A 543-nucleotide genomic window follows, 5' to 3' on the forward strand; every position below is an offset into this window, starting at 1 on the left:
CGAGTTGAACTCCTGCTCCAGCCCTTCTTCGGAGGATTTGCGGGTGTAAATCGCGCAGCGCTGTTTGCGGACGATCGGTTTCGTCATGTCCGCGCCCTCCGTGATTTCAAGCCGAAAAAGACCCAGCCGTTCCAGCGCGTGCCGGTGATGGCGCGGGCGATGGCCGAGAGCGACTTGTAGGGTCGACCCTGCCATTCGAAGCCGTCGCCGGTCACGGTGACAACCTGCTCCACACCCTGCCATTCGCGGATCAGCCGCGTGCCGGCGATGGGCATGGCGTCGGCTCGGACGCGGCTCTTCTTTCGATCACCGCCATCCAGTTCCTCGCCGAGCCGCTCCAGCCTGCGGATGGTCTCGGGTTTAAGCCCGCCATAGGCCAGTTCCTGGATGCGATAGGCCAGCCGGCTCTCCAGATAGCGCCGGTTGAACGGCGGCGGCTCGCTGTCGAACAGCTCGCGCCACTGCACCTTCAGCTCCGGCGCCGTGGCGGTCTTCAGCGCGGCCAGGCGCGCGGGGATGGGATCGTGGGTCGTCATGCGGTTC

Annotated in this window: 1 protein-coding gene; it reads right to left on the reverse strand. The window is 65.7% G+C overall.

Going from position 1 to position 543, the window contains the following annotated elements; translation table 11 throughout:
* Nucleotides 1-83: 83 nt before the first annotated feature.
* Nucleotides 84-536, reverse strand: coding sequence for a DUF2924 domain-containing protein (locus tag DRV84_RS15235; RefSeq protein ID WP_115982160.1), 453 nt, complete (start codon nt 534-536; stop codon nt 84-86).
* Nucleotides 537-543: the final 7 nt, after the last annotated feature.

It is taken from the genome of Rhodosalinus sediminis, from assembly GCF_003385555.1.
GTDB classification, from domain to species: domain Bacteria; phylum Pseudomonadota; class Alphaproteobacteria; order Rhodobacterales; family Rhodobacteraceae; genus Rhodosalinus; species Rhodosalinus sediminis.

Bases quoted from the DNA above. Each gene is read 5' to 3' on its own strand.
- DRV84_RS15235 (WP_115982160.1), bottom strand. From the start codon at position 536: ATGACGACCCACGATCCCATCCCCGCGCGCCTGGCCGCGCTGAAGACC.